The 24,024-nt window shown below is 69.4% G+C and carries 25 protein-coding genes; 8 read left to right on the forward strand and 17 right to left on the reverse strand.

The annotated features are described in order from the left end of the window. Positions 1-127 precede the first annotated feature (127 nt). Positions 128-673 carry a GNAT family N-acetyltransferase gene (locus tag ACFPQ9_RS36245; protein WP_380862948.1) on the forward strand — a complete coding sequence of 182 codons (546 nt, stop codon included), beginning with the start codon at positions 128-130 and terminating at the stop codon, positions 671-673. 28 nt (positions 674-701) lie between these two features. Here ACFPQ9_RS36245 and ACFPQ9_RS36250 read toward each other — a convergent pair whose 3' ends face one another. The 7 genes from ACFPQ9_RS36250 to ACFPQ9_RS36280 all read right to left on the reverse strand — a co-directional run bounded on the left by ACFPQ9_RS36250 (position 702) and on the right by ACFPQ9_RS36280 (position 8,753). After that, positions 702-2,297, reverse strand: a complete 1,596-nt coding sequence (locus ACFPQ9_RS36250; RefSeq protein ID WP_380862950.1) for a TraM recognition domain-containing protein — start codon at positions 2,295-2,297, stop codon at positions 702-704. A gap of 9 nt (positions 2,298-2,306) precedes the next feature. Further along, positions 2,307-3,716: an ATP-binding protein gene (locus ACFPQ9_RS36255; RefSeq protein WP_380862952.1), complete on the reverse strand. Its 1,410-nt coding sequence runs from the start codon at positions 3,714-3,716 to the stop codon at positions 2,307-2,309. Positions 3,717-3,722: 6 nt separating this feature from the next. Next, complete coding sequence (locus ACFPQ9_RS36260; protein WP_380862954.1) at positions 3,723-5,279, reverse strand: SCO6880 family protein; 1,557 nt, start codon at positions 5,277-5,279, stop codon at positions 3,723-3,725. After that, positions 5,276-6,595 (reverse strand): hypothetical protein, encoded by a 1,320-nt coding sequence (locus tag ACFPQ9_RS36265; RefSeq protein WP_380862956.1) that lies wholly within the window; start codon positions 6,593-6,595, stop codon positions 5,276-5,278. The genes ACFPQ9_RS36260 and ACFPQ9_RS36265 overlap by 4 nt, the downstream gene beginning before the upstream one ends. Next, complete coding sequence (locus ACFPQ9_RS36270) at positions 6,585-7,415, reverse strand: hypothetical protein (protein ID WP_380862958.1); 831 nt, start codon at positions 7,413-7,415, stop codon at positions 6,585-6,587. The genes ACFPQ9_RS36265 and ACFPQ9_RS36270 overlap by 11 nt, the downstream gene beginning before the upstream one ends. Positions 7,416-7,613: 198 nt before the next feature. After that, entirely contained in the window at positions 7,614-7,922 is a 309-nt protein-coding gene (locus tag ACFPQ9_RS36275) for a hypothetical protein (RefSeq protein ID WP_003991275.1), read from the reverse strand. Positions 7,923-8,285: 363 nt separating this feature from the next. Then, positions 8,286-8,753: a MarR family winged helix-turn-helix transcriptional regulator gene (locus tag ACFPQ9_RS36280; RefSeq protein ID WP_380862961.1), complete on the reverse strand. Its 468-nt coding sequence runs from the start codon at positions 8,751-8,753 to the stop codon at positions 8,286-8,288. Between the two features lie 235 nt (positions 8,754-8,988). Between ACFPQ9_RS36280 and ACFPQ9_RS36285 the strand changes: the two genes are divergently transcribed. Together ACFPQ9_RS36285 and ACFPQ9_RS36290 are read left to right on the forward strand one after the other, a co-directional pair. Beyond that, on the forward strand, positions 8,989-9,993 hold the full coding sequence (locus ACFPQ9_RS36285) for an alpha/beta hydrolase (protein ID WP_380862963.1): 1,005 nt from the start codon (positions 8,989-8,991) through the stop codon (positions 9,991-9,993). 71 nt (positions 9,994-10,064) lie between these two features. After that, complete coding sequence (locus ACFPQ9_RS36290; RefSeq protein WP_380862965.1) at positions 10,065-10,733, forward strand: HAD family hydrolase; 669 nt, start codon at positions 10,065-10,067, stop codon at positions 10,731-10,733. Between the two features lie 19 nt (positions 10,734-10,752). On the opposite strand, the gene ACFPQ9_RS36295 is transcribed toward ACFPQ9_RS36290, so the two are convergent. Next, a complete protein-coding gene (locus tag ACFPQ9_RS36295) occupies positions 10,753-11,361 on the reverse strand; it encodes a TetR/AcrR family transcriptional regulator (RefSeq protein ID WP_380862967.1) in 609 nt (202 codons plus the stop codon). 90 nt (positions 11,362-11,451) lie between these two features. Between ACFPQ9_RS36295 and ACFPQ9_RS36300 the strand changes: the two genes are divergently transcribed. After that, positions 11,452-12,426, forward strand: coding sequence for an oxidoreductase (locus ACFPQ9_RS36300; protein WP_380862969.1), 975 nt, complete (start codon positions 11,452-11,454; stop codon positions 12,424-12,426). A 130-nt stretch (positions 12,427-12,556) separates the two neighbouring features. On the opposite strand, the gene ACFPQ9_RS36305 is transcribed toward ACFPQ9_RS36300, so the two are convergent. After that, the gene (locus tag ACFPQ9_RS36305) at positions 12,557-12,904 is read right to left on the reverse strand and encodes a DUF1330 domain-containing protein (RefSeq protein WP_380862971.1); all 348 of its coding nucleotides are present in this window, start codon (positions 12,902-12,904) and stop codon (positions 12,557-12,559) included. A 219-nt stretch (positions 12,905-13,123) separates the two neighbouring features. On the opposite strand from ACFPQ9_RS36305, the gene ACFPQ9_RS36310 reads away from it, so the two are divergent. Then, positions 13,124-14,131, forward strand: a complete 1,008-nt coding sequence (locus ACFPQ9_RS36310; protein ID WP_380862973.1) for a C40 family peptidase — start codon at positions 13,124-13,126, stop codon at positions 14,129-14,131. A gap of 201 nt (positions 14,132-14,332) precedes the next feature. Further along, positions 14,333-15,043, forward strand: a complete 711-nt coding sequence (locus ACFPQ9_RS36315) for a phosphatase PAP2 family protein (RefSeq protein ID WP_380862975.1) — start codon at positions 14,333-14,335, stop codon at positions 15,041-15,043. 116 nt (positions 15,044-15,159) lie between these two features. Here ACFPQ9_RS36315 and ACFPQ9_RS36320 read toward each other — a convergent pair whose 3' ends face one another. The 3 genes from ACFPQ9_RS36320 to ACFPQ9_RS36330 form a co-directional block, all read right to left on the reverse strand. Further along, on the reverse strand, positions 15,160-16,770 hold the full coding sequence (locus tag ACFPQ9_RS36320) for an FAD-binding oxidoreductase (RefSeq protein WP_380862977.1): 1,611 nt from the start codon (positions 16,768-16,770) through the stop codon (positions 15,160-15,162). A gap of 463 nt (positions 16,771-17,233) precedes the next feature. Further along, on the reverse strand, positions 17,234-18,232 hold the full coding sequence (locus ACFPQ9_RS36325) for an inorganic phosphate transporter (protein ID WP_380862979.1): 999 nt from the start codon (positions 18,230-18,232) through the stop codon (positions 17,234-17,236). Between the two features lie 7 nt (positions 18,233-18,239). Beyond that, positions 18,240-18,860 (reverse strand): DUF47 domain-containing protein, encoded by a 621-nt coding sequence (locus ACFPQ9_RS36330; protein ID WP_004000074.1) that lies wholly within the window; start codon positions 18,858-18,860, stop codon positions 18,240-18,242. A gap of 238 nt (positions 18,861-19,098) precedes the next feature. On the opposite strand from ACFPQ9_RS36330, the gene ACFPQ9_RS36335 reads away from it, so the two are divergent. Beyond that, positions 19,099-19,455, forward strand: coding sequence for a metal-sensitive transcriptional regulator (locus ACFPQ9_RS36335; RefSeq protein ID WP_380862981.1), 357 nt, complete (start codon positions 19,099-19,101; stop codon positions 19,453-19,455). A gap of 48 nt (positions 19,456-19,503) precedes the next feature. Here ACFPQ9_RS36335 and ACFPQ9_RS36340 read toward each other — a convergent pair whose 3' ends face one another. Next, positions 19,504-19,683: a hypothetical protein gene (locus ACFPQ9_RS36340; protein ID WP_380862983.1), complete on the reverse strand. Its 180-nt coding sequence runs from the start codon at positions 19,681-19,683 to the stop codon at positions 19,504-19,506. Between the two features lie 113 nt (positions 19,684-19,796). After that, a complete protein-coding gene (locus tag ACFPQ9_RS36345) occupies positions 19,797-20,630 on the reverse strand; it encodes an SCO4651 family lipoprotein (RefSeq protein ID WP_380862985.1) in 834 nt (277 codons plus the stop codon). Positions 20,631-20,755: 125 nt separating this feature from the next. Between ACFPQ9_RS36345 and ACFPQ9_RS36350 the strand changes: the two genes are divergently transcribed. Beyond that, positions 20,756-20,935: a hypothetical protein gene (locus ACFPQ9_RS36350; RefSeq protein ID WP_380862987.1), complete on the forward strand. Its 180-nt coding sequence runs from the start codon at positions 20,756-20,758 to the stop codon at positions 20,933-20,935. 118 nt (positions 20,936-21,053) lie between these two features. Here ACFPQ9_RS36350 and pstB read toward each other — a convergent pair whose 3' ends face one another. The 3 genes from pstB to pstC are packed head-to-tail and all read right to left on the reverse strand — an operon-like array spanning position 21,054 to position 23,952. After that, positions 21,054-21,830, reverse strand: coding sequence for a phosphate ABC transporter ATP-binding protein PstB (gene pstB / locus ACFPQ9_RS36355; protein WP_380862989.1), 777 nt, complete (start codon positions 21,828-21,830; stop codon positions 21,054-21,056). A gap of 56 nt (positions 21,831-21,886) precedes the next feature. Then, the gene (gene pstA, locus ACFPQ9_RS36360) at positions 21,887-22,951 is read right to left on the reverse strand and encodes a phosphate ABC transporter permease PstA (RefSeq protein ID WP_380862992.1); all 1,065 of its coding nucleotides are present in this window, start codon (positions 22,949-22,951) and stop codon (positions 21,887-21,889) included. Beyond that, positions 22,948-23,952 (reverse strand): phosphate ABC transporter permease subunit PstC, encoded by a 1,005-nt coding sequence (gene pstC / locus ACFPQ9_RS36365; RefSeq protein ID WP_380862994.1) that lies wholly within the window; start codon positions 23,950-23,952, stop codon positions 22,948-22,950. The genes pstA and pstC overlap by 4 nt, the downstream gene beginning before the upstream one ends. Positions 23,953-24,024 lie beyond the last annotated feature (72 nt).

Genomic DNA, 24,024 nt, shown 5'->3' on the forward strand with positions numbered 1-24,024 from the left:
TTACAGCGCCGATGGTACTGCAGGGGGGACCCTGTGGGAGAGTAGGACGCCGCCGAACAAATTGTGAAAAAAGGCCCACACCAAAATTGGTGTGGGCCTTTTTTGTTTTTCCGTTAGCTTGAGTCGTATGAACTACGTCATCCGATCCATCCGTGCGGACGAGTGGCCGGCCGTCAAGGAGTTGCGGCTCGCGGCCCTCCAGGACCCGGTTGCCCCTATCGCCTTCCTGGAGACGTACGAGGAAGCTCTGGCCCGGTCCGACTCCTTCTGGATGGAGCGGGCCGCCGGGGGCAGTCAGGGTGCCGAAGGGGCGCAGCAGATCATTGCCGAGGCGCCGGACGGGCGGTGGGTCGGGACGTTGACCGTGCTGATCGAGCAGCCGGGGACGACCGACTGGGCCGGGCACCCCGTGGAGCGTAAGCAGGGGCATGTCGTCGGGGTGTTCGTGCGGCCCGAGGAACGGGGCGGCGGGCTGACCGAGGTGCTGTTCGACGCCGGCCTGGAATGGGCCTGGGGACGCGGCGTCGAGCAGGTGCGGCTCATCGTGCATGAGGAGAACGGACGGGCCCAACGCTTCTACCGGCGGGTCGGGTTCGTACCGAGTGGGCTTGTCGTGCCGCTGTCGGGGAAGCCGGGGGAGAAGGAGCTGGAGTTCGTCCTGCAGCGGCCGTAGGAGTGCCGTGGTGGTCTGCTCGTACCGGCTAGACCGGGAGCTCGTCGTGCGGCCAGCGGGAGCGGGCCTGTTCGCGGGACCGGAGCAGGGCCAGGGTCGGCATGCCCCGGTCCGCTCCGGTGGCCAGCAGCTCCGGCAACTGGGGAAGCGGAGCCACGGCGGCGACGTCGTCCAGGACGAGCGTCATTGGTGGGTCGAGGCGACCGGAGGATGACCGTTCGGCCATGCGCCGGCCACGCTCGACCACGCTTGCGGCAAGGGCCGTCAGGAGCGGCATGGCGCCGGGGTTGGCTCGGGGGTCCTCGATGGATTCACCCACCACATAAAGCGTGCCCCCTTCGTCGATGAAGGAATCCAAGGTGAGGGCATCAGTTCGGTTGGGAGTGCAGGACTCCCGGATGTTGACCATGGAGAGGGCGGCGAGCGCTCGGGTGGTCAACTCCTGGGCCATGTCACGGCGTTCGGGGTGGGCAGTGAGAGCGGCTTCGAGTTCGCCGGCGGAGCCCGGGGCCGCCTTGGGGTTCGTGCGCAGGATGCGTACGGCGTCCTGGATCTGCGTGCCCTGGGACCAGCGGTGGACGTGGCGGATGGTGCGGCCGTCGACCGCGGCGGCGTGCAGGTAGCTGCGCAGGAGGGTTTCGGCCGTGTCGCTGACCGCCTGGTCGAGGCGGGAGGTGGGGCGGACGGGGGTCAGGAGGGCGGCTGCCCTGGAGACCGCTGTCTGCTTGTCCTCGCAGCCTGTCGTGGGGGTCCAGTGGAGGCGGGCCGGGGTGTCGCAGAGGTGGGTGGGGTCGTAGAGGAGGATCGGGCCGAGTTTGCCGCGGGCGTCCTTCGTGTCCTGCCAGAGCGAGGGGTTCGAGGTGACGACGACGGCCGGGCCCTCGGCGTCGCTCACCGCCTGCGTGGCGGTCGTACGGCGGGTCTCTCTCGGGCCTACGAGGATCTTCTCGCGTCCGCCCGGCCGCGTGGCCGGGAAGGGGGCGTGGGGCGCCGTGGGCGGCGTCTCCTCGCTGCTGCTGGGCAGTTGCTCGTGGGCGACCGGCGTCGGTGACGGCAGGTCAGGGCGTACCTCGGGCGGGCGGTTGTCGGTCTGCCGGGCTGCCGTCGGCTCCGGCTCCCTGCGCGGTGCCGGTACCTCGCCCTGCACCGGTGTCGGCATCCCGCCCTGCACCGGCGTGGGCATCCCGCCCTGCACCGGCGTGGGCTGCGGCGCCGGTTCCGCCGCAGGTGCCGCTTTCTCCGTGCGCCGTCCCGCCCTGACCGCCCGCCAGCGGGCCACCGTCCCCAGCACGAACACCGTGAGCACGACGAGGATCATCAGCTGGCCGATGAACAGGCCCCAGAACAGGCCGTAGCCGGAGAGCCGGCCGGCCGGTGTGTCGGGCCAGGCGCCCGGGATGTCGTGCGGCTCGGCGACCAGGTAGCGCATCGCGAGCGGGGTGCGGGCGAAGGTGACGCCGGACGGCCAGGTGCCGTGGGCGAACCAGGCCGCCAGGCCCGTCGCCGTCCACACCAGCAGCGTCATGCCTAGGAGGAAGGCGAGTATGCCGACCAGGAGGCCGTCGGGGATGCCTCCCTGGCCGTCCCGGTGCTGCCGGCCGTGCCGGTGGTCGTCCGGTCTCACGCTGTCCCCCTACGCCACCGTCGATTCGGAGTCGCCCAGGTGTTGCTCCACGAAGGCCGCGGCCCGCTCCTCGGCCTCCAGCTCGGCGGCGCGCAGGGCGTCGTCGGTGAGGTCGGTGGCCGACTCGGTCATCGCGCGGTCGGTGAAGACGAGGGGGCGTTCGGTCTCGGTGATCAGGTGCTTGACCACCTGGACGTTGCCGTTGACGTCCCATACGGCGATGCCGGGGGTGAGGGACGGGATGATCTCCACGGCCCAGCGCGGCAGGCCCAGCACGCGGCCGGTCGACCTCGCCTCGTCGGCCTTCTGGGCGTAGATCGTCCTGGTGGAGGCCATCTTGAGGATCGCCGCGGCCTCCTTGGCGGCCGCTCCGTCCACGACGTCGGACAGGTGGTGGACCACCGCGACGAAGGACAGGCCGAGCCGGCGGCCGAACTTCAGCAGCCGCTGGAACAGCTGGGCCACGAACGGGCTGTTGATGATGTGCCAGGCCTCCTCGACCAGGAAGATGCGCTTCTTCCGGTCGGGGCGGATCCAGGTGTGTTCCAGCCATACGCCGACGATCGCCATCAGGATCGGCATGGCGATGGAGTTGCGGTCGATGTGGGACAAATCGAACACAATGAGGGGCGCGTCGAGATCGATGCCGACCGTGGTCGGGCCGTCGAACATGCCCCTCAGGTCACCGTCGACGAGACGGTCGAGCACCAGCGCCACGTCCAGGCCCCACGCCCGTACGTCGTCTATGGCGACGTTCATCGCCTCCGCCGACTCCGGCTCGGGGTGCCGTAGCTGCTCGACGATGTCCGTCAGGACGGGCTGGCGCTCGACGATGGTCTCGTTGACGTAGGCGTGCGCGACCTTGAGTGCGAACCCGGAGCGCTCGTCGAGGCCGTGGCCCATCGCGACCTCGATGATCGTGCGGAGCAGCGCGAGCTGGCCCGTGGTGGTGATCGACGGGTCGAGGGGGTTAAGGCGGATGCCGTGGTCCAGGGCGGCCGTGGGGTCCAGACGGATGGGGGTTATCCCCAGCTCCTGCGCGATGAGGTTCCACTCGCCGACGCCGTCCTCGCCCTGGGCGTCCAGGACGACGACTTGGCGGTCGCGGAAGCGGAGCTGGCGCAGGACGTACGTCTTCTCCAGCGCCGACTTGCCGTTGCCGGACTCGCCGAGGACCAGCCAGTGCGGGGCGGGGAGCTGCTGGCCGTAGAGCTGGAAGGGGTCGTAGATGTAGCCCTTCCCGGAGTAGACCTCGCGGCCGATGATGACGCCCGAGTCGCCGAGGCCGGGGGCGGCGGTCGGGAGGTAGACCGCCTGCGCCTGGCCCGTGGACGTGCGCACCGGAAGCCGGGTCGTCTCGACCTTCCCGAAGAGGAAGGACGTGAAGGCGTCGGTGAGGACGGACAGCGGGTCCCGCATCAGGTCCTACCTCCGAATGCCGGTGGCGAAGGGGAGTGTGTTGACGAATGCCCGGTGATGCTCGCGGTCGCACCACTCCAGCTTCAGATACGACTTTCCGGCTGACGCCCGGATGGTCCGCTTGTCGCGGGCGAGGGACTCGGGGGAGCGGGAGGAGACGGTGATGTAGCCGACCAGGTTGACGCCGGCCGCGCCGCTCGCGAGGTCCTCGCCGCGCTGGTCGAGACGGGTGTGGGCGGCGACGTCGCGCGGGTCGACGGTGCGGTTCATCTTGGCGGCGCGGCTGGCCTCGGCCTCGTCGTTGGTCTTCTCGGTCAGCATGCGTTCGATGGCGACCTCGGTGGGTTCGAGGTCCATCGTGACGGCGACCGTGCGGATGACGTCCGGGGTGTGGACGAGCAGGGGCGCCAGGAAGTTGACGCCCACCGGGGTCATCGGCCACTCCTTCACCCAGGCCGTGGCGTGGCACCAGGGCGCGCGAGTCGACGACTCCCGGGTCTTGGCCTGCAGGAATGTCGGCTCCATGGCGTCCAGCTCGGCCGGCCAGGCGTTGCGCTTCGTCATCGCCTGGATGTGGTCGATCGGGTGGTCCGGGTCGTACATGGAGTGGATGAGGGAGGCGAGGCGGCCCTGGCCGAGGGGCTGCCGTACGCGGATGTCCGCCTCCTGCAGGCGCGAGCAGATGTCGGTCAGTTCGCGCGCCATGACCACCGCGAGTCCGGAGTCCCGGTCGGCCTTGCCGCCGTGCGGGCGGGACGCGCGGGCCATCGCCAGGGCCTCGGCGGCGAGTTCGCGGGTGAAGTGCATACAGGCGACGAGGTAGGCGCGGTGCTGCTCGCTGCTCGTCGACACCATGGACTGGAGCTGGTCGTACGACTGCTGGAGCCAGGCCGGGGAGCGCTCGTCGCCGCGTACGGCGACGTCCTTGGCGTGGGCGTCCGGGTCGGCGGGGAGGGTGCGCGCGAGCATCTGAAGGCGCGTCACGAAGCCGTCGCCGTTGGCGACATGCTTCAGCAGGGTGCCGAAGCGGTCGACCAGGGCCTCCTGGTCCTCGGAGTCGCGCAGGCCGACGCCCGGGCCCTCGATCTCGATGGCCGCGGTCACGGTGCGGCGGTCGGCGTGCAGCAGCACGGCGATCTCGTCGGGCCCGAACGGGGCGGCCAGCCAGGTGATGCGGCCGATGCCCGGCGGCGGCCCGACCTCGACCTCACGCCCGTCGACGCGGGTGCCGGCCTCGATCACGCCGGAGCGGTAGGCCGTGCCCTGGCGCAGGGTGCGCTTGTAGCTGCGGTTGATCTCGAACCACTTGTAGAAGGTCCGGTGCTTGTACGGCACGTAGACCGCGGACAGCGCGAGCATCGGGAAGCCGGTCAGCAGCACGATGCGCAGGGACAGGACGGGGACGAGGAGTCCGCACATCATGCCGAGGAACGCGCCCGCGACGATGAGCGCGATCTCGCCCGTCTCACGGTTGCGTCCGACGATGGCGTTCGGCCGGGCGCGGCCGATCAGATATGTACGGCGGGGCGTGACCGAATGGGACACGTGGGACTGCGTCGTCAACGCCCGTCACCTCCTGAACGATTGCTGTTGCGGGTGTTGCTGGCGTGCGGGGTGTTCACCGGGCTGCCCGAGCGGGGTGCCGGAGCGGCGGAGGGGACGGAGCCGCCGCCGCTCGACGGGCGCGAGCTGTGCGCGGCGACGCCGCCGGAGGCGGGGTTCGAGGGGCGGGCGCCGGACTGGCCGCCGCCGTTGTTGTCCGCGCGGGAGCTGTGGGTCTTGATGCCCTGGGCGACGAGGGTCGCCGGGGAGCTGATCACGGCGGCGGCCTTGCCCTCGGCGCCGCGCATGATGCGGTTGTTGCGGGAGCCGGCGATCTCGTCGCCGAAGCCCGGGACGAAGCGGTAGATCATCGCGCTGGCGAAGATGGCGAGCAGGATGATCGCGAGGCCCGAGACCACGGCGGAGAAGGCGCCGGGGCCGTCGTCCGCGGACAGCGCGCCCGCCAGGCCGAGGACGATCACGATGACCGGCTTGACCAGGATGACGGCGATCATGATGCCGGCCCAGCGGCGGACGTGGCCCCAGAGGTTCTTGTCGACCAGGCCGGCGTAGACGACGGTGCCGAGGAGGGCGCCGACGTAGAGCAGGGCGGCGCGGATGACGAGCTCCAGCCAGAGGATGCCGGCGGCGAGGATGCTCACCAGGGAGACGACGATCAGCATGATCGGGCCGCCGCCGATGTCCTCGCCCTTTTCCAGGGCGCCGGAGAAGGTGCCGAAGAAGGTGTCGGTCTGGTCGCCCGTGGTCTTGGCCAGTACGTCCGTGACGCCGTCGGTCGCCGATACGACGGTGTAGAGGATCAGGGGGGTGAACGCGGACGCCAGCACGGTCAGCCAGAGGAAGCCGATCGCTTCGCTGATGGCGGTGGTGAGGGGGACGCCGCGCACGGCTCGCTTGGCCACGGCCAGCAGCCAGAGCAGGAGCGTGAGGATCGTGGACGCCGCGAAGACGACCGCGTACTGCTGGAGGAACTTGGCGTTGGTGAAGTCGACGTTCGCGGTCTCCTGCACGGCCTCGCTGAGCTGCTTGACGGTCCAGGAGGCGGCGTCGGCACAGCCTCTGGCGAGGGAGGAGAGGGGGTCGAGGGTGGAAGTGGGGTCGGTGAGGGAGCGGCCGCGTCCGCCCCCACCGGAGCCGCCGTTGTCTTCTTGGCAGTACTGCTTGGCGGGACCGATGAGAAGGTCGCAAGGGTCGTCGCTCGTGGTCGGCGAAGGCGTGGGTGCCGCATAGGCGCGGGAGGCCAGCAGCACCGCACCGGTTTGGGCAGCGGTGACCAGGGCCGTGAGCTTCAGTACGCGGCGCGGGCTACCGGGCATACGTGAACCCTCCGTACTCCTCGATGGCCTTGCTGATCTCGTCCGAGCTGGCGGCTCTGTCGTCACCTGGCACCGGCGCCGGGCCGTCCTTCTGCGTGTCCGCGGTGATCTTCCAGTCTCCGTTGACCCATTGCAGGTCGAAGGTCCAGGTCTTCCAGGTCGGGCTCACCGGGTCGGTCGAGCCCGTGCCGGACATACCGATGAGGCCCACGTACCAGACCGAGACCTTGGCGCCGCTCTGGCTGAACTGGTCGACCGTGGTGCCGACGGGCACGGTGCGAGACACGAACGTGCTGCCCTCGGGGGCGTTGCCGTCTGCGTCCAGGCCGAGTTTGCTGAGGAAGTCGGCTGTGTATGCCTGGTCCATCGCGCCTTGGAGCTTCGCAGCCGCCGTGGGCGTGTAGATGGCGTCGACGATGCCGTGCCGGCTTTCCTTGTTGAACATGCCGGTCGAGCCCAGCGTCACCGCATAGTTGGCCGCCGCGCTCTGCGCCCCCTGCTCATCCCGGGCGAACCCCCCGGGAATCCCCGCCGCCTTCCCGTCCACCGGGCGCGTCCCGCTCGCGGCCGTCGTCGAGGATTTCGGCTGGTTTTCGTCGCCGCTCGGGGAACCGGAGTCGTCTCCTCCACGGTTCGCGAAGGCGATCGCGGCGATGAGGAGGACCACCACGCCGACGACGGTGACCAGGCTCCGGGACGACGAACGGCCACCCCGCCGCGCACCCCCGTACACGTCACCGCTGCTCTCGGGCAGCCGCGTGCGGGTCTGACCGGTGCCTCCGTAGCCGCCGGAGGTCTCCCGTTCGTCTCCGAGACTCATGCCGCGTACGCCCCCTCGACGTCGGACAGATACACGTTGGAGTACGACGGTAGCCGTGCTGGTTCCCGCATGGGCGCGGTGTGGTGACTCGACATCAGGGAAACGCAACCTCAGCCGGTGGGCACGACGGGTGGGTGGGGGACTAGGGGGACCGGGCGTGCCCGGAGCGGACGGAGGGGGCCGGGGTTACCGGGGCGGCTAGACGGCCATGCCGTACACGATGGTGAACAGCGTGCCCAGTGAGCCGATGATGAAGACGCCCGTGAGGCCGGCGATGATCAGACCTTTGCCCTGCTCGGCGCTGAAGGTGTCGCGCAACGCCGTGGCGCCGATGCGCTGTTTGGCCGCCCCCCAGATGGCGATGCCGAGGCAGAGCAGGATGGCGACGGCCATCACGACCTCGATCATCACCTTCGCCTCATTGCCCAGGCTGCCGAAGGGGCCCCAGTCCGGAGCGATCCCGCCGATGATGGTGTTGATGTCGCCCTTGTCGGCCGCAAACAGCATGTAAGTCACCGCCCCTGTTGGGTAGTTCCGCGGTCCCCTGCGGTGCGCAGAGGTCAGCCCTCATTCTCGCCGACAATGCTGCCGTCGTATGTCGACTTGGCGTCATTGATGGGCGGGATTCGTACGAATACCTCGTACGGTCACTCTGTGTATCACGGCAGGTCACGCCGGGCAATGAGGCCTGAGCGGAACCTGTGGTGTGGCTCTGTCGTTAGCCCTCTTCACGCCGGGTGCCGTTTCTGACGGCTGGTCGGGTGATCGGTCGTGCCGGTGTTCTGCGGGTGAAGGCTATCCCGGGACGGTGAACCGGGCGTCGCTGGGTTGGTGTCGCGGCCGGCTGTGGCCGCGCGTGATGACGGAGCGTCAGCGGGAGTGGTCCTCGGCGACGTTCGTCGTGATCAGCCGCAGCAGCTCCTTGGCCAGGGCGTCCTGTTCCGGCGTCAGGCCCATGGCGTCGCCGATCGCGACGGGCACAGTGGTCGCGCGGTCCTTGAGCTCGGCGCCGGCCTCGGTGAGGCGGATGGCCACCGAGCGTTCGTCGTCCCGACGGCGCTCGCGGTGCAGCAGGCCGCCCGCCTCCAGTCGCTTGAGCAGCGGCGACAGCGTGCTGGACTCCAGTTGGAGGGCTGTGCCCAGGTCCCGTACGGAGATCGAGTCCCGTTCCCAGAGGGCGAGCATGACCAGGTACTGCGGGTAGGTGAGGCCGAGTTCGTCGAGGAGGGGGCGGTAGCGCGCGGTCACGGCGCGGGAGGCGGCGTAGAGCGCGAAGCAGAGCTGGTCCTCCAGGAGGAGGGAGCGGTTGGGGGGTGGCACGGCGGCGGAGCCAGGCATGGGGGGTGTGGGAGACGTGGGGGGCGTGAGGCTCATGGGGGTGGCTCCGGGGCTTGGGAAGGAGCTTGAGGGGCGGGCTGAGGGATGGGCTCCGTGCTTGATTCTATCGGGCGGCACATCATCGTGGGCTAATTGGTTGCGCACGATCTAATCGTGCGCTACTTTCATGGTGTGCCGCCGCACCCGGTCCATCGGCCGGGCAGGCCTTCGCGGCACCCGATCCGAGGAGATCGCCATGACTGACACCGGCCCTGACACCCGCACCGCCACCGGTACCGACATCACAGCCCCCGCCCGCCCCGTCCTGGAGCCGGCCGCCCAGGCCTTCGCCGAGGCCACCGCGAATCCGCCGTACCTGTTCGATCTGGGGCCCGCCGAGGGGCGCAAGGTCGTCGACGAGGTGCAGTCCGGGGAGATCGCCGAGCCGGACGTCGACGAGGAGTGGGTGACCGTGAACGGTGGGCCGACCGGTGAGGTCAGGGTCCGGGTCGTGCGGCCGGCCGGGGCCACCGGGACGCTTCCGGTGCTCCTCTACATCCACGGCGCGGGCTGGGTCTTCGGCAACGCCCACACCCACGACCGGCTCGTGCGGGAACTGGCCGTCGGCGCCGGTGCCGCGGTCGTCTTCCCCGAGTACGACCTCTCGCCCGAGGCGCGCTACCCCGTCGCCATCGAGCAGAGCTACGCCGTGGCCCAGTGGGTCGTACGCGAAGGCGCGGACAACGGCCTGGACGCCGGACGGATCGCCGTGGCCGGTGACTCGGTGGGCGGCAACATGACGGCCGCGCTGACACTGATGGCCAAGGAGCGCGGCGATGTGCCGCTGGTGCAGCAGGTGCTCTTCTATCCGGTGACCGACGCGTCGTTCGACACCGGGTCCTACCGGCAGTTCGCCGAGGGGTACTTCCTGCGGCGGGATGCCATGCGGTGGTTCTGGGACCAGTACACGACCGACGAGGCGGAGCGGGCGCAGATCACCGCGTCGCCGTTGCGGGCCGGTGTCGAGCAGCTCCGGGGGCTGCCGCCGGCGCTCGTCATCACCGCCGAGGCCGATGTGCTGCGGGACGAGGGGGAGGCGTATGCGAACAAGCTGCGGGAGGCGGGAGTGCCGGTGACCGCGGTGCGTTACCAGGGCGTCATCCACGACTTCGTGATGCTGAACGCGTTGCGGGAGACGCAGGCGGCCGAGGCTGCCATCGGGCAGGCCGTGGGTGTGCTGCGGGGTGTGTTCGGCGGCTGAGCGTCGCTGCCGCGGGGGGATTGCCCAGTCATGAGCCAATCCCGTTCGGGGCCCGATGGGATGATCGGGGCGTGATCGGTGAACCTGCTCGGCCCGGAGCCCGGAAGTATGTCCTCTTCGATGTCGATGGCACGTTGATCGATGCCGTGGCCAACCAGCACCGGGTTTGGCGGGCGTGGGCGGAGCGGTACGGGCTGGATCCCGATGACGTCTACCAAGTGGCGCTACGGACCAGGCCGATGGAAACCTTCGCGCAGGTCGTTCCGGACCGTGATCCGCGGGAGTGCCTGGCGGCGCTGCACGACTTGGAGGACGAGGACGTACGGTCCGGCGTATATGCGGCCTTTGACGGTGCGTCCGAGCTGCTCGGTGCTCTGGCGCCCGGGTCGTGGGCGTTGGTGACGTCGAATTACGAGCACCGGGTGCGTGGACGGTTCGCCCGAACCGGCTTGCCGGTGCCGGACGTCATCGTGGATGCCGCCTCCGTCGAGGAAGGAAAGCCGTCACCGGTCCCGTATCTGCTGGCTGCCAAGCGGCTCGGTGCCGGGCCGGAGGACTGTCTGGTGATCGAGGACGCCCCCTCCGGCGTGCAGTCCGGACTGCACGCCGGCATGACGGTGTGGGGAGTCAATACGTCCGTCGCGGTGGACGGCGTGCACCGTCACTTCGGGAGCCTGCGCGCAGCGGTCCTCGACATTCTCGCCTTCACGTCCGGAACCCACCCTTCGCACGGCCGGTGACGGTGCGGAGTGTGAACCGTCAGCGGGGCTTCAAGCCGTGCAGCAGGTGGTGGACCAGGTCCTCCACGCCCGCCAGGGCCGCCTCCGGGGGCAGCCAGCCCGCCGCGATGAAGCCGGCCATGCCGTGCAGCGCGGCGCCCGTGACGAGGTTGAGTTCCTCCGGGTTGCCGTCGATGATCTCGCCGCGTTTCTGGGCGTCCGCCAGGATGCGTTCCAGGCTGCCGACCGTCCGCTCGACGGCGGCCGCGAGCTGTTCCGTGGCGTCCGGCTCGTGCTTGCGGGCGTACATGAGCTCCAGCAGCTCGGCGTTGTCGATGGCGAAGCCGAGGTAGGCACGGGCGAGCGCGGTGAGCCGGGGTTCCAGCGGCAGTGCCGGGTCCTCGGCGGCGGCGAGGGCCTGGCTGAGGCGGTCGTAACCGGCCAGGGCGAGGGCGTTGAGCAGGGCCTGCTTGTCCTTGAAGTGCCGGCCCGGGGCGGCGTGGCTCACGCCGACCTCGCGGGCCAGTTCGCGCAGTGAGAGGGCGGCGACCCCCTTCTCGCGCAGGGTGCGCTCCGCTGCCGCGAGCAGGGCGGCGCGCAGGTCTCCGTGGTGGTAGGGGCGGGTTTCGGGCACGGGCATGTGGTCCATCGTAGCTTCATGTAGTCGCTGCCATCATTGTTGGCGTCGCCATCATTGTTGTCATTGACAGCATTGTTGGCGACGCCTACATTCGTGTGCATGGCTGACAACACGAAGACCAAGAGCAAGGCGTGGGACGTGGGCCGGCTGCCCGACCTCACCGGGCGCACGGCCGTCGTCACCGGGGCCAACAGCGGTATCGGACTCACCGCCTCCGCGGCGCTGGCCGGCGCGGGCGCGCATGTCGTGTTCGCCGTACGGGACCTGGAGCGGGGCCGGAAGGCGGCGGCGACCGTGCCGGGCAGCACCGAGGTGCGGCGGCTGGACCTCGCGGATCTGTCGTCCGTGCGCGAGTTCGCGGACGGCTGGCAGGGGCGGCCGCTGGATCTGCTGATCAACAACGCGGGCGTGATGATGCTGCCGCAGCAGCGGACGGCGGACGGCTTCGAGATGCAGTTCGGCACGAACCACCTCGGCCACTTCGCGCTGACCAATCTGCTGCTGCCGTACGTCACGGACCGGGTGGTGACGCTGGCGTCCGGTATGCACCGGATGTTCGGCACGCGGATCCGCTTCGAGGACCTGGACTTCGCGTCCGGCTACGACCCGAACCGTGCCTACGCCCAGTCGAAGCTGGCGAATCTGCTGTTCACGCTGGAGCTCCAGCGGCGGTTGGCGGAGACCGGTTCCCCGGTGCGTGCCCTCGCCGCCCACCCCGGCTACGCGGCCACCAACCTCCAGAGCCATGCGGGCAACCCGGTGGTGCGCGCGTTCATGAAGATCGGCAACCGGGTCTTCGCCCAGGACGACCGTGCGGGCGCGCTGCCGACGCTGTACGCCGCGACGCAGGACCTGCCCGGCGCGAGCTACGTCGGGCCCGACGGGCTGGGCGAGGTGCGGGGCGCGCCGACGCTGGTGGGGCGGAGCGCGGCAGCGAGCGACGTGGATGTGGCGCGGCGGTTGTGGACGGTCTCCGAGGAACTCACGGGAGTGAGCTGGCCGTTGGGAGCGGGTGAGCCAGCGGCGGGTCGGCGGGCGACGACGGCCGGGCAGGTGGCAGCGACCGAGAACTGAGCGTCCGGCACCGAGCCCTCCGAGGGCCCGTACGACCCACCTGACGCGACACCGCCGTCCCTGGTGTGCTCCGGCACCCAACATCCATATTCGTTCCCCTGAACCCGGCTTGGTCCTAGGCCGCTGTCGGCTAGTCGGCGGGCAGGCTGTCCCGGAGGGCCTTTGCGGTGACCGTCGGGTCGTAGCCGTCGGGGACGCCCTCGACCAGGATGATGTCGCCCTCGATGTGGCGTGCGCGCAGCGGCGCGATCTCCTGATACGCCGGGGAGTCCCACCAGGTCCGCGCCCGCGTGATGTCCGGGAACCCGATCACCACGACGTGTCCGGGCCAGCTGCCCTCCTTCGTCTCGTGCGGCGTGGCATGCACCAGGAAGCGGCCGCCGTACGGCTCGAAGGTGGCGGTGATGCGCTCCATGTACTCGGCGATCTCCGGGTGCGGGGCGGCGTCCCGGAGATGGGCGATGGCGTAGGCGGGCATGATGTCCTCCCGGTCGGTCGGGCTCGGTCCCTCTGCGGACGATCGTGGCAGGCACCCTCGGCCCGGGCGATGACCTGGGAGGTAATGAAGGCGGCAGGACGGCGGTGGCCACGGCCGGTGTGGGCGGCGCACTTGTCGGACGAGAGTGCCGGTTGCCGCGAGTCCCAGGTGGGAAGCTCCTAGACTGGCGCGGGCGGAATCGCGGCGGGCGAGGGGCGGTTGACGGTGCGTAAGGCATGGATCGTGGCGGGTGCCGCTGTCGCGGTGGGCCTCAGCTTCGTGATGCTGCTCGTCGTCGGGGTCTTCATCGTCGCCGGGAACCTCGCCGGCGGGGTGGGCGGAGCGTCGAAGGCGCTGGCCAAGGGGGCCGTGCCGGCCGCCTACCAGGACATCGTGCAGAAGTGGGGCAATCTGTGCCCCGCCATCAACCCGGCGCTGCTCGCCGCCCAGCTGTACCAGGAGAGCGGCTTCAACCCGAGGGCCAAGAGCCCGGCCGCCGCGCAGGGCATCGCCCAGTTCATCCCGGGGACGTGGGCCACGCACGGGATCGACGGCGACGGCGACGGCGACCGCGACGTATGGGACCCGAAGGACGCGATCCCGTCGGCCGCGTCGTACGACTGCAGCCTCGCCTCGTATGTGAAGGACGTGCCCGGCGACGCGACGAAGAACATGCTCGCGTCCTACAACGCCGGGGCGTACGCGGTCATCAAGTACGGGGGCGTGCCGCCGTACAAGGAGACCCAGAACTACGTGAAGACGATCACGACGCTTCAGGAGAGCTTCGCCGCGCCGGTCAGCCGGGTGGACCCCAGCCGGCAGGCCGCCGGTGCCATCTACTACGCCCAGAAGAAGCTCGGCACCCCCTACCTCTGGGGCGGCGAGGGTTCGGCCGCGGACGGTGGGCGGTTCGACTGCTCGGGGCTGACGCAGGCCGCTTACGAGAGTGTCGGGATAACGCTGCCGCGCGTGGCCAACGACCAGTGGAACGCGGGGGCGCATCCGGCCAGGGACGAGCTGCTGCCCGGGGATCTGGTGTTCTTCTCCGACGACCTCACCAACTCCCGTTCCATCCGGCATGTGGGGATTTATGTGGGCGGCGGATACATGATCGACGCGCCGAGAACGGGTGCTGTGATCCGGTTCGACCCGATCGACACTCCCGACTACTTCGGGGCCACCCGGGTGACCGAGGATGGCGCGAAAGCGCTGCCCACGACGGTGTAGACGGAGCGTGAACCCGCCCCCTGAGCTGCGGCGATGGGTCTCTCTTCGATAACGTCTGAGTGATCATTCAGTGGAGTGTGGAACGTATCAACAGGGGCCGTGCGTTCCTGGTTTCGTAGCCGGATCTACAACCACGGGGGTGGGCGGGACGGCGTACGCAGGATGCGCCGAGCGAAGAGACGACGAAGGGGCCGCGGCATTATGGCTGGACTCGCAGAATCCGGGTCGAACCCCGACGTCGAGCTGCTTTACGACATCAATGGCCTGGCCAAGGACGCGCCGCGGTGGTTCGACCGGGCCGTGGGGTACGTCGGTGAGTACGGGCTGCTGATCGCGCTGATCCTGCTCGTGGTGTGGTGCTGGTGGTCCGTGCGGCGGCGCGGAGACGAGGACGCCGCCTCGTCCGTGGCCGCGCTCGTCTGGGCGCCGCTGGCCGCCGCGGTTGCCGTGCTCGTGAACGTGCCCATACGGGGGTTCGTCGAGCGGCCTCGGCCCTTCAACGACCATCAAGGGCTCGAAGTCCTGGTGAGCGGCAAGACCGACTACTCCTTCGTGAGCGATCACGCGACGATCGCGATGGCCCTGGGCGTCGGACTGTTCGTCGCGAACCGGAAGTTCGGGCTCGTCGGCATCGCGCTGGCGCTGCTCGAAGGGTTCTGCCGGGTCTACATGGGAGTGCACTACCCGACCGACGTCGTCGGCGGATTCGCGCTCGGCACCGCCGTCGCCCTGCTGCTGTCGCCGCCGGCCATGGCCCTGATGACACCGATCATGTCCGCGATCGAGCGGTCGCCGCGGGGCGGGTGGCTGATCAAGTCGCGCAGGCGGGCCCGGGAGGACGGGCAGGAGGCGCTGATTCCGGGGGCCCGCAAGGAGAGCGCGGGGGCTGAGGAGCGGGATCTGGCGGCGTGACGCTGCGCTCCGCTGGGGGTGCCGAAGGGGTGTTGGGTGTCCGCGGCGCCGTTGTGGCTGGGCGCGCCCACGCGGCGGAGCCGCATATTGATTCACCCCCGCGCCCCTGAGGGGCGCTACAGGGCCTGTGGGTAGGTGAAGAAGGCCTCCGGGTCGTACTGCTTCTTCAGCTTCGTCAGGCGAGTCGCCGCGTCCCCGTAGTACGCCTTGCGCCAGTCCCGCAGGGTCGGGTCGGAGTAGTTCTGGTACGCGGCGCCGGAAGCGTACGGGCGCATCGCGGTGTGGGCCGACGTCAGCCAGGACTGGGCCGTGGAGCCCGACGTTCCGGCGCGCCAGGAGGCTATGTACTGGGCCAGCATGCGGGAGCGGCGGTGCACGAACGCCGTCGACGTCGGCGAGACGCGGTTGACCGCTCCGCCGAGGGCCGTGAAGGCGATGCTGCCGGCGCCGCCGCGGACCGACTGCATCTGCTTCAGCAGGGTCTGGATGCCTGTGGCCGAGAGCGAACGGTCGAAGAAGTCCGACTTCGCCGCGTATGTCTCGCGCCCCAGTGCGCCTTGCGGGGAGTGGCCGGGGGTCGCGCCGGGCAGGTGGCACTGGGCGTCGGTGCTGAAGGACGAGCAGCCGGCGTAGATCTCCATCGCCTCCTCGTACGAGTGGCGCTTGAGGGAGACGCTGCTCGCGGGGCCGGGGCCGCCGGGGCGGTCGGCGAGGCGGTCCACCGCGTTCTGGAGTTCGCGGTAGGTGCCGAGGGAGAACGCGGCGACCGAGATGGTCGGGTTGCCGCCCGCACGGCCGGCCAGGTGCAGGGACGACCAGATCTCGTCGGGCTGGCTCGGGCCCCACTCCTGGAAGGACTTGATCAGCGCGGCCGCCTTCGACCAGGGCCAGGTCATGTACGCCGTGACGCCCTGCGGGGCCGGGTGGGTCCTGAAGTGGAGTTCCGTCACGATGCCGAAGTTGCCGTTGCCGGCGCCGCGCAGGGCCCAGAAGAGGTCCTTGTGGGTGGTGGCGTTGGCGGTGAGCTGCTTGCCGTCGGCCGTGATGATCGTGGCCTGGGTGAGGCTGTCGCAGGTCAGGCCGTAGGCGCGGGAGGTCACGCCGTGGCCGCCGCCGAGGGTGAGGCCGGAGACGCCGACGGTGGGGCAGGAGCCGGCGGGGATGGTGGTGCCCTTGGCGGCCAGGGCCCGGTAGACGTCTATGAGCTTGGAACCGGCGCCGACGACCGCGGAGTTGCCGGTGGCGCGTATGCGGTTGAGCTTGGAGACGTCGATGATCAGGCAGTCGTTGCCGGAGGACCAGCCGCCGTAGGAGTGGCCGCCGTTGCGTATCGCGACCTTGAGGGAGTGGGCGCGGGCGTAGGCGAGGGTCGTGCGGATGTCGTCGGGGTGGGCGACGTAGGCGACTGCGGCGGGCTTCAGGGTGTCGAAGCGGGTGTTGTAGAGCTGGTGGGCCGTCTTCCAGTCGGCGTCGCTCGGGCTGATGAGGCGGCCGTCGAGGTCTCGGGAGAGGGCGGTCCAGCTGGCGGGGGCTGCGGGGGCGGCGGCGGATTTGCCGGTGGTGGCGGTGGATTGGGTGCGGGTGGCGGTGGCTGTGTTGGTGTTGCCGCTGCCTGTGCCTGTGCCTGTGCCTGTGCCGGTGTCTTTGGGTTCGCTGCCGTTGCAGGCGGTTGCCGTCAGGGCGGTGAGGGCTGCTGCGGTGCCGCCGATGAAGGTACGCCGTTCCATGTCGCCTCCTGGGGGATACGTGGAACGAGACGAGGTGGTGAGGGGTGGGGTTCCATCGCGGGCGTGGCCCTCTGCTCCGGCCTGCGGATTCTCGCCCCCGCCGCCCCTACCCGTCCCATCCCCAGGGGCGCTGCCCCTTCGACCCCGGCCACCCCTGGGGGCTGCCGCCCCCAGACCCCCGCATCGGCCCTGAACGGGCCTCGTCCTCAAACGCCGGACGGGCTGGAGGATCCGGCGGGCTGGAGGATCCGGCGGGCTGGAGGATCCGGCGGGCTGGAGGATCCGGATGGGCTGGAGGATCCGGGCGGGCTGGAGGATCCGGATGGGCTGGAGGATCCGGGCGGGCTGGAGGATCCGGGCGGGCTGGAGGATCCGGGCGGGCTGGAGGATCCGGGCGGGCTGGAGGATGAGGAAAGCCGACTTACAGGGAAGCCGCGCACTACTGGCACGAACGCCGACGTACCTACAGAAACGCCAAGTTCACGATCCCGAATGCCCCCGCCGCCACCACCGCGGCCGCCGGCATCGTGATGAACCAGCCCAGGACGATGTTCTTGGCGACGCCCCAGCGGACCGCGTTCAGGCGCTTCGTGGCGCCGACGCCCATGATGGCCGAGGTGATGACGTGGGTCGTGGAGATGGGGGCCTTGAAGAGGAAGGCCGTGGTGAACATGATCGACGCGCCGGTCGTCTCGGCGGCGAAGCCCTGCGGAGGGTCGAGTTCGATGATCTTGCGGCCCAGGGTGCGCATGATGCGCCAGCCGCCGGCGTACGTGCCGAGGGAGAGCATGACCGCGCAGACGATCTTCACCCACACCGGGATGGGGTCGCCGTAGTCCTCGACGTCGGCGATGACCAGGGCCATGACGACGATGCCCATGGTTTTCTGGGCGTCCTGGAGGCCGTGGCCGAGGGCCATGCCGGCCGCCGAGACCGTCTGCGCGATGCGGAAGCCGCGCTTGGCCTTGTGGGGGTTGGAGCGGCGGAAGATCCACATGATCGCGGTCATGACCAGGTAGCCCGCGAGCAGGCCCACCACCGGTGACACGAACATCGGGATGACGACCTTCTCCAGTACGCCGTCCCAGTAGACCGTCGTGCCGCCGGCCAGGGCCGCTCCCACCATGCCGCCGAAGAGGGCGTGGGAGGAGGAGGACGGCAGGCCGAAGTACCACGTGATCAGGTTCCAGGTGATCGCGCCCACCAGTGCCGCGAAGAGGATGCCCATCCCCTTCGAGCCCTCGGGTGTCTGGATCAGGCCCTCGCTGACGGTCTTGGCGACGCCGGAGCCGAGGAAGGCGCCCGCGAGATTCATCACCGCGGCCATCGCCAGTGCCGCGCGCGGGGTCAGCGCCCGGGTCGACACGGACGTGGCGATCGCGTTCGCCGAGTCGTGGAAGCCGTTGGTGTACGTGAAGAAGAGCGCGACCGCGATGGTCACGACCAGGGCAAAGGTGTCCATTAAGGGCTCAGGACTCCTTGACGGCGATGGTCTCCACCGTGTTCGCCACGTGCTCGAAGGCGTCCGCCGCTTCCTCGAGCACATCCACGATCTGCTTGAGCTTCAGCACCTCGATCGCGTCGTACTTGCCGTTGAAGAGGTGGGCGAGAAGCTTGCGATGTATCTGGTCGGCCTGGTTCTCCAGGCGGTTGACCTCGATCCAGTACTCGGTGAGGTTGTCCATCGTGCGCAGGTTCGGCATCGCCTCGGCCGTCAGGTCGGCCGCCCGCGCCAGCACCTCGATCTGCTGCTCGACGCCCTTGGGGAGCTCCTCGACGTTGTAGAGGACGACCAGGTCGACGGCCTCCTCCATGAAGTCCATGATGTCGTCGAGGGACGAGGCGAGGGAGTAGATGTCCTCGCGGTCGAACGGCGTGATGAACGAGGAGTTCAACTGGTGGAAGATCGCGTGCGTGGCGTCGTCACCTGCGTGTTCCGCGGCCCGCATACGCTCTGCGATCTCGGCCCGGCCGGCGGTGTCCGCCCCGAGCAGTTCCATCAGGAGTTTCGAGCCCGTGACGATGTTGTCCGCCGACGCGGCGAACATGTCGTAGAAGCTCGTCTCCCGGGGGGTCAGACGAAAGCGCACGTGAGGGTCCTCAAGAAGGATCGGTTTCGGTCAGGCTGATGCTAAGGGCATCATCCGGCCACGGCTAATGGGCCGTCCTCCAGTGTCGCCCATCATGCACAGTGGTCGGCACGGGGGCTGCCCAGTGGTCCAGTCCAACGGCCGTCCGCGGCGCAGCGGCCACAGGCCCTATACCCAGCAAAGTTCGGTACGATATACCCAGTAGGGGTATAGAAGCGGTTTACGTCTGGAGGACGCGATGACGACCACCGAGGCCGGCGCGACGGCGCCCTCCGAGGAGACCGGGACCGTGGTGACCGATCACGACCGGGGCATCCACGGCTATCACAAGCAGAAGGGCGAGCACCTCAAGCGACTGCGCCGGATCGAGGGCCAGATCCGCGGCCTGCAGCGCATGGTCGACGAGGACGTCTACTGCATCGACATACTCACGCAGGTGTCCGCCTCGACCAAGGCCCTGCAGTCCTTCGCCCTCCAGCTGCTGGAGGAACATCTGCGCCACTGCGTCGCCGACGCGGCCCTCAAGGGCGGTGCGGAGGTCGACGCGAAGGTGGAGGAGGCCACGAAGGCGATCGGCCGGCTGCTGCGGACCTGATCCCCGCGGACGCACCCCGCGGATGCCCCCGTGGATGTGAGGGACGGCTCACTCGCCGGCCGATGTGTTCCGTTCCTCCGCGACCCGCAGCACCTCGTCGATGCTTTCCAGACTGAGCCGGTCCTCCCGGGCGGCCGAGGCCGCGATGATCAGCTCTCCGCACAGCTCGATCTCGGCGAGGGCCACGTGGTCCTGAACTGCCGTACCGCCGACCGGAGCCACGTGCATCACCTCTTCTCTGCCGTTACCGACTTCCTAGAGTAGGGAGCGGCCTACACACCGCGCATGGCACGGACGGGCTAGTTCTTGACGCCCGTCACGCGCGCACGCACCGACCCCCACTACTCGGCGATCTTGCCGGCGTAGATGTCGTCGCGGTCGGGCAACCGTACGTCGACCGGGGCCCCGAAGTCGTACAGCAAGGTGGTCGAGGCGACGGCGACGGCGTCCTGCTGCTGTCCGTTGACGAAGCTGAAGCGATGTCTGACCTTGCGGATCCGCCCGTCCTCGTCGAGGAAGACGTCGAACGGGACCTGATCCGTGGCGAACCCTTTCGCCGCCGCGGCCAGGGCCTCGGCGTTTCCGTCGGACGCCTTTCGCGCGGCAATGCCCAGGTCAGCGGTGCCCCGGTAGTGCCGCACCGGGATGCCGGCGACCTCCTCCTCGCCCACGTACGTCGCTGTCCGCGCCCCCCGCAGCACCTCGGCGGCGGCGAACGGGTCGGTGGCCCCGCCGGTCACGAGATTGCCGTCGGACAGGGACCGGGTGTCGACGCGCACCCACTTGTCGGCGGGCACTCCGGCGCCGCGGTTCTTCATGAACAGGGCCCCGGGCGCGAGGAGCTCCGTGATCGGCCGGTGCGCGGTGGCGCCCGCGGGGTCCTGCGGGAGCAGGACCTTCAGCCGTCCCAGCTGCCTGCGGAAGTCGTAGACGCCCTCGCCGCGGATGGTGACGCGGGTGCCGCCGGTGGCCATCTCCATCGACGTACGGGCCTTGGAACTGCGGGTCCCGGCGAGGGTGTCGGCGGCGCCGCGGACGACCTGTACCGCGCCCTCGCCGTGTGCGTCCTCGGCGGCGGCCCCGGTCTGTGCGCATCCGCTGCCGGCGAGGCAGACGCACAAGACCCCAGCCGCAACGCCCGCCCCATGTCTTCTGTGCTGCTGCCGCTCCGTCATCGCCTGCCTACCCCCAGCCGGTACGTCCGTCACGGGCCCCCTGTCGTTCCGGTTAACGACGAGTAGGTGCCCCCGTCACGCACGCGGCAGGCGTGGGCTTACTTGCCTTGGGTAACGTTGTCCCTGTGGCGCAGCAGGACGGACCGAACTCTCCTTCCCGACAGGGCAGCCTCTCCGATCACCGCATGTCGATGGTGGAGAAGGGCCCGTTCTGTTCGGCTCACTGCACCTGCGGCTGGCGGGGCCCGGCGAGACGGGCGCGGAGCCTGGCGCGGGATGACGCCAAGGGGCATCTGCAGGGGTGAGGGACGCCGAAAGACGCGGGCCCGCCCCCTGGGAGCCAGGGGGCGGGCCCTTTATCTGCCTCGCGGTGGCACCGCCATGCAGCACCGCGAGGGGTTCGTGTCGCCCGAGGGCGGCGGATCAGCCGAAGCGGCCGGAGATGTAGTCCTCCGTGGCCTGGACCGACGGGTTGGAGAAGATGCGCTCCGTGTCGTCTATCTCGATCAGCTTGCCGGGCTGGCCGACGGCCGCCAGGTTGAAGAAGGCCGTGCGGTCGGAGACGCGCGCCGCCTGCTGCATGTTGTGCGTCACGATGACGATCGTGAAGCGCTCCTTCAGCTCACCGATCAGGTCCTCGATCGCGAGCGTCGAGATCGGGTCGAGGGCCGAGCAGGGCTCGTCCATCAGCAGGACGTTCGGCTCGACCGCGATCGCGCGGGCGATGCACAGCCGCTGCTGCTGACCGCCGGAGAGGCCGGAGCCCGGCTTGTTCAGGCGGTCCTTGACCTCGTTCCAGAGGTTGGCGCCCTTGAGGGACTTCTCGACGATGTCGTCCAGCTGCGACTTCTTGAACTTGCCGTTCAGCTTCAGGCCGGCCGCGACGTTGTCGTACACGGACATCGTGGGGAACGGGTTCGGGCGCTGGAAGACCATGCCGACCTCGCGACGCACGGCCACCGGGTCGATGCCTGCGCCGTAGAGGTTCTCGTCGTCGAGCAGGACCTTGCCCTCGACGCGGCCGCCGGGCGTGACCTCGTGCATGCGGTTGAGCGTGCGCAGGAAGGTGGACTTGCCGCAGCCGGACGGGCCGATGAAGGCCGTCACGGAGCGGGGCTCGACGGTCATCGAGATGTCCTCGACGGCCAGGAAGGAGCCGTAGTAGGCGTTGAGGCCGCTGACATCAATGCGCTTGGCCATGTGAATCACTGCTTCTTTCGAATCCGAGTCGCTGACTGTTCAACTCATTGGTCGCGTCAGCGACCGGTCTTGGGGGCCTTCCAGCGGGCGATACCGCGGGCCACCAGGTTGAGGATCATGATGAAGGCGATGAGCACCAGTGCCGCCGCCCAGGCGCGGTCGTAGGCCGCACCCTGACCGCCACTGTTCTGGAACTGCAGGTAGATGTAGACCGGCAGCGACCCCTGCGGGTCCTTGAACGGGTTGGTGTTGATGAAGTTGGTCACCCACACCAGCAGCAGCAGCGGAGCGGTCTCGCCGGTGATACGCGCGATCGCGAGCATCACACCGGTGGTGATACCGCCGATGGACGTCGGCAGAACCACCTTGAGGATGGTGCGCCACTTGGGCACGCCCAGCGCCAGCGAGGCCTCGCGCAGCTCGTTCGGGACGAGCTTGAGCATTTCCTCGGTGGAGCGGACGACCACCGGCAGCATCAGGATGCACAGGGCCATCGAGCCGGCGAAGCCGGAGTAGCCCATGTCCAGGATGATGATCCAGAGGCTGAGGATGAACAGACCCGCGACGATCGACGGGATGCCCGTCATGACGTCGACGAAGAAGGTGATGGCCTTGGCGAGCTTGCCGCGGCCGTACTCGACCAGGTAGATGGCGGTGAGCACACCGATCGGCACGGAGATCACGGTGGCGATGCCGACCTGTTCCAGGGTGCCGAGGAGGGCGTGGTAGATACCGCCGCCGGGCTCGGTGTCGGAGACCAGACCCATCGAGTGGCTCAGGAAGTAGCCGTCGAGGACCTTCACACCGCGCTTGATGGTCTCGTAGATGATCGAGACCAGCGGTATGGCGGCGAGCAGGAACGCCACGAAGATCAGGCTGGTGGCGGTGCGGTCCTTGGCCTGCCGGCGGCCCTCCACGCTCGCGGAGATGCCGTACGAGCCGAGGATGAACAGCAGCGCGGCGATCAGGGCCCACTGGATGCTGCTGTCAAGGCCGGCGGCCGCGCTGATGCCGTAGCCGAGGGCCAGGGAGCCCGCGGCGACCGCCCAGGGGAACCACTTGGGCAGCGTCGCGCCCTTGAGGGTGCTGGGGCGCTTGTCGGAAACAGATGCGTGGCTCATGCGTTGGCCCCCGAGAACTCCTTGCGCCGCTCGATGATGAGGCGGGCGGTGCCGTTGACCAGCAGCGTGATGACGAACAGGACCAGACCGGAGGCGATGAGCGCGTCACGGCCGTTCTCGGTCGCCTCGTTGAACTTGCTGGCGATGTTCTGGGCGAACGTGCCGCCGCCCGGGTCGAGCAGGCTGGCGTTGATGTCGAAGCTCGGCGACAGGACCATGGCGACGGCCATCGTCTCGCCGAGCGCACGGCCGAGGCCGAGCATCGAGGCGGAGATGATGCCGGAGCGGCCGTAGGGCAGCACCGACATGCGGATGACCTCCCAGCGCGTGGCGCCGAGAGCCAGGGCCGCCTCCTCGTGCATCTGCGGCACCTGGCGGAAGATCTCGCGGCTCACGTTGGTGATGATCGGCAGGATCATGATCGCGAGCAGGATGCCGACGCTGAACATCGCGCGCGGTGCCCCGCCCTGCCACTCGAAGATGCCGGTCCAGCCGAGGTATTCGTCCAGCCAGCCGTACAGACCGCCCAGGTGCGGCACGAGGACGAGGACGCCCCACAGGCCGTAGACGATGGAGGGCACGGCGGCGAGCAGGTCGATCACGTACGCGATGGGGCCGCCGAGCTTGCGCGGGGCGTAGTGCGTGATGAACAGCGCGATGCCGAGCGAGATGGGAACCGCGATGGCGAGCGCGATGATCGACGACACGATGGTGCCGAAGGCCAGGACGGCGATGCCGAACTGCGGCGGGATGCCGGTGGGGTTCCACTCGAAGGTCGTGAAGAAGTTGGCCTCGTCCTTGCTGATCGCGCTGGCGGCGCGAAGGCTCAGGAAGAGGGCGATGGCAGCCATCAGGACGAGCAGGAAGATGCCGGAGCCACGGGAGAGCGCGAGGAAGACGCGGTCACCGGGACGGGTGGCGCCACGGGCGGCGCGCTTCTGCTCGGTCGGGGACGGCTGCGGTGCGGGGGGAACTGTGTCGGTCTTCGTTGATATGTCCATGGAGTTCTCCGGTCTGCGGAGCCACCGGGCGGGGCGGCTCACGGCGGAGCCGCCCGGTGAGGGGAGGCTCCT

Source organism: Streptomyces coerulescens, assembly GCF_042657965.1.
Classification (GTDB): Bacteria; Actinomycetota; Actinomycetes; order Streptomycetales; family Streptomycetaceae; genus Streptomyces; species Streptomyces coerulescens.

Bases quoted from the DNA above. Each gene is read 5' to 3' on its own strand.
- ACFPQ9_RS36245 (WP_380862948.1), top strand. From the start codon at position 128: ATGAACTACGTCATCCGATCCATCCGTGCGGACGAGTGGCCGGCCGTC.
- ACFPQ9_RS36255 (WP_380862952.1), bottom strand. From the start codon at position 3,716: ATGCGGGACCCGCTGTCCGTCCTCACCGACGCCTTCACGTCCTTCCTC.
- ACFPQ9_RS36265 (WP_380862956.1), bottom strand. From the start codon at position 6,595: ATGCCCGGTAGCCCGCGCCGCGTACTGAAGCTCACGGCCCTGGTCACC.
- ACFPQ9_RS36270 (WP_380862958.1), bottom strand. From the start codon at position 7,415: ATGAGTCTCGGAGACGAACGGGAGACCTCCGGCGGCTACGGAGGCACC.
- ACFPQ9_RS36275 (WP_003991275.1), bottom strand. From the start codon at position 7,922: ATGCTGTTTGCGGCCGACAAGGGCGACATCAACACCATCATCGGCGGG.
- ACFPQ9_RS36280 (WP_380862961.1), bottom strand. From the start codon at position 8,753: ATGCCTGGCTCCGCCGCCGTGCCACCCCCCAACCGCTCCCTCCTCCTG.
- ACFPQ9_RS36285 (WP_380862963.1), top strand. From the start codon at position 8,989: ATGACTGACACCGGCCCTGACACCCGCACCGCCACCGGTACCGACATC.
- ACFPQ9_RS36295 (WP_380862967.1), bottom strand. From the start codon at position 11,361: ATGGACCACATGCCCGTGCCCGAAACCCGCCCCTACCACCACGGAGAC.
- ACFPQ9_RS36300 (WP_380862969.1), top strand. From the start codon at position 11,452: ATGGCTGACAACACGAAGACCAAGAGCAAGGCGTGGGACGTGGGCCGG.
- ACFPQ9_RS36305 (WP_380862971.1), bottom strand. From the start codon at position 12,904: ATGCCCGCCTACGCCATCGCCCATCTCCGGGACGCCGCCCCGCACCCG.
- ACFPQ9_RS36315 (WP_380862975.1), top strand. From the start codon at position 14,333: ATGGCTGGACTCGCAGAATCCGGGTCGAACCCCGACGTCGAGCTGCTT.
- ACFPQ9_RS36320 (WP_380862977.1), bottom strand. From the start codon at position 16,770: ATGGAACGGCGTACCTTCATCGGCGGCACCGCAGCAGCCCTCACCGCC.
- ACFPQ9_RS36325 (WP_380862979.1), bottom strand. From the start codon at position 18,232: ATGGACACCTTTGCCCTGGTCGTGACCATCGCGGTCGCGCTCTTCTTC.
- ACFPQ9_RS36335 (WP_380862981.1), top strand. From the start codon at position 19,099: ATGACGACCACCGAGGCCGGCGCGACGGCGCCCTCCGAGGAGACCGGG.
- ACFPQ9_RS36340 (WP_380862983.1), bottom strand. From the start codon at position 19,683: ATGCACGTGGCTCCGGTCGGCGGTACGGCAGTTCAGGACCACGTGGCC.
- ACFPQ9_RS36345 (WP_380862985.1), bottom strand. From the start codon at position 20,630: ATGACGGAGCGGCAGCAGCACAGAAGACATGGGGCGGGCGTTGCGGCT.
- pstB (WP_380862989.1), bottom strand. From the start codon at position 21,830: ATGGCCAAGCGCATTGATGTCAGCGGCCTCAACGCCTACTACGGCTCC.
- pstA (WP_380862992.1), bottom strand. From the start codon at position 22,951: ATGAGCCACGCATCTGTTTCCGACAAGCGCCCCAGCACCCTCAAGGGC.
- pstC (WP_380862994.1), bottom strand. From the start codon at position 23,952: ATGGACATATCAACGAAGACCGACACAGTTCCCCCCGCACCGCAGCCG.